2 protein-coding genes are annotated in these 2,037 nt (G+C 70.0%); both read left to right on the plus strand.

Annotation, left to right across the window (positions count from 1 at the left end):
* Positions 1-501: xanthine dehydrogenase accessory protein XdhC (xdhC, locus tag AC27IO_RS23405; protein WP_498741059.1), on the plus strand; the 501-nt coding region annotated here is incomplete at its 5' end.
* A gap of 222 nt (positions 502-723) precedes the next feature.
* Complete coding sequence (locus AC27IO_RS23410; protein WP_317359088.1) at positions 724-1,974, plus strand: urate hydroxylase PuuD; 1,251 nt, start codon at positions 724-726, stop codon at positions 1,972-1,974.
* Positions 1,975-2,037: the final 63 nt, after the last annotated feature.

The following is a 2,037-nucleotide window of genomic DNA, read 5'->3' on the forward strand; positions in this document are numbered from 1 at the left end:
CTGGCGCTGTTCGGCGCGGGCCATGTGGGGCATGCGCTGGTCCGCGTGCTGTCGGCCCTGCCGTTCGCCCTGACCTGGATCGACAGCCGCGACAGCGTGTTCCCCGCATTCCCCGTGGCCCCGGCCGAGGCGCCGCCAGTCGTGGCGTGCGAGCACTCCGATCCGGTGCACGCCGCCGTGCCGTCGCTCGCGCCGGGCTCGCGCGTGCTGGTCATGAGCTTCAGCCACGCCGAGGACCTGGACGTGGTGGCCGCCTGCCTGCTGCGCCAGCGCGAACGGGGCGACCTGCCCTTCATCGGGCTCATCGGCAGCCGCACGAAGTGGGCGACGTTCTCGCACCGGTTGGCCGCGCGCGGCTTCGCGCCCGAAGAGCTGGCCTGGGTCACCTGCCCCATCGGGCTGCCCGGCATCGCGGGCAAGGAGCCCGAGGTGATCGCCGTGTCGGTGGCGGCGCAGCTGCTGGCCCCGCCGGTGCCGCCGGACCCCGCGCAGCCCGGGTAAATCCGCACGCCGCCGTGCCGCGCCGGGCGTTCGGCAGGAACGATTCCTGCATACACTCGCGGCACAGGTCGCAGCGGTGCCCGGAGCCGACGCGTGTCGTCAGCCCCCAGGTGCGCGGCCTTTTCTTCTGCTCAGAGCGCCCGCAGTGGTGAGCAGGTTGACCGGGTGGTGCGCCGCGCGCCGCCCCCATGGCGCCTTCGTGCGCCGCCGAGGCTGAGACACATGGAAAGCTATCTCCTCGACTGGGCCAACCTGCTGCTGCGCTGGGTCCACGTCATCACCGCGATCGCCTGGGTGGGCTCGTCGTTCTATTTCGTCTTCCTGGACAGCAGCCTCACGCCGCCGGTCGACGACGACCTGAAAAAGCAGGGCGTGAGCGGCGAGCTCTGGGCCGTGCACGGCGGCGGCTTCTACCACCCGGTGAAGTTCGCCGTCTCGCCGCCGAAGCTGCCCGCGCACCTGCACTGGTTCTACTGGGAAAGCTACAGCACCTGGCTGAGCGGCTTCGCGCTGTTCACGGTGTCGTACCTGTGGAGCGCCGGCACCTACCTCATCGACAAATCGCGCATGGACTGGGCGCCGCCCGCGGCCATCGGCGCGGCGCTGGGCTTCCTGGTCGTCTTCTGGCTGCTGTACGACGCCGTGTGCCGCCTGTTCGGGCGGCGCAGGAACGGCGACGCCATCGTCGGCGCGCTCGTGTTCGGGCTGGTGTGCGTGGCCTCCTGGCTGGCCTGCCACTGGTTCGCCGGCCGGGCGGCCTTCCTGCTGGTGGGCGCGATGATCGCCACGGCCATGAGCGCCAACGTGTTCTTCTGGATCATTCCGGGGCAAAAGAAGATGGTGGCCGCCATCCAGGCCGGCCAGCCCGTGGACCCGGTCCACGGCCAGCGCGGCAAGCAGCGCAGCGTGCACAACACGTACTTCACGCTGCCGGTGCTGTTCGCCATGCTGTCCAACCACTACAGCTTCACCTGGAGCCACCCGCAGAACTGGCTGGTGCTGATCGTGATGATGTTCGCCGGCGCGGCCATCCGGCAGTTCTTCGTCATGCGCCACGGCCACAAGCTCGGGCGCAACGGCAACCCGCTGCCCTACGCGCTGGTGGGCGTGGCGGCCATCGTCGGCGCCATCGTGTGGATGCGGCCCGTGCCACCGGCCGCCACCCCGGTGGCTGCAGGAAATGCTACTGATTTGATAGCTAAAGGAACAAGCAATCCGCCGGCATCGGGCACGATCGGCTACGAAAAGCTGCAGCCCGTGCTGGCGCAGCGCTGTTTCCTGTGCCACGGCGAGCAGGTGCAGATGAAGAACCTGCGGCTCGATTCGGCCCCGTCGGTCAAGCAGCACGCCCAGGCCATCTACCAGCAGGCCGTGGTGCAAAAGCTCATGCCGATGAACAACGCCACCGGCATGACGGACGAGGAGCGCGACGTGGTGCGGCGCTGGTTCGAAGGCGGCGCACCGGTGCCCTGACGCGGGCCCGGGGGGCGCTCAGTCCGTCGCGACGCGGGCGGCGGCTTTGCGTGCGCCCAGCGG

This window comes from Acidovorax sp. KNOB132 (assembly GCF_057541515.1).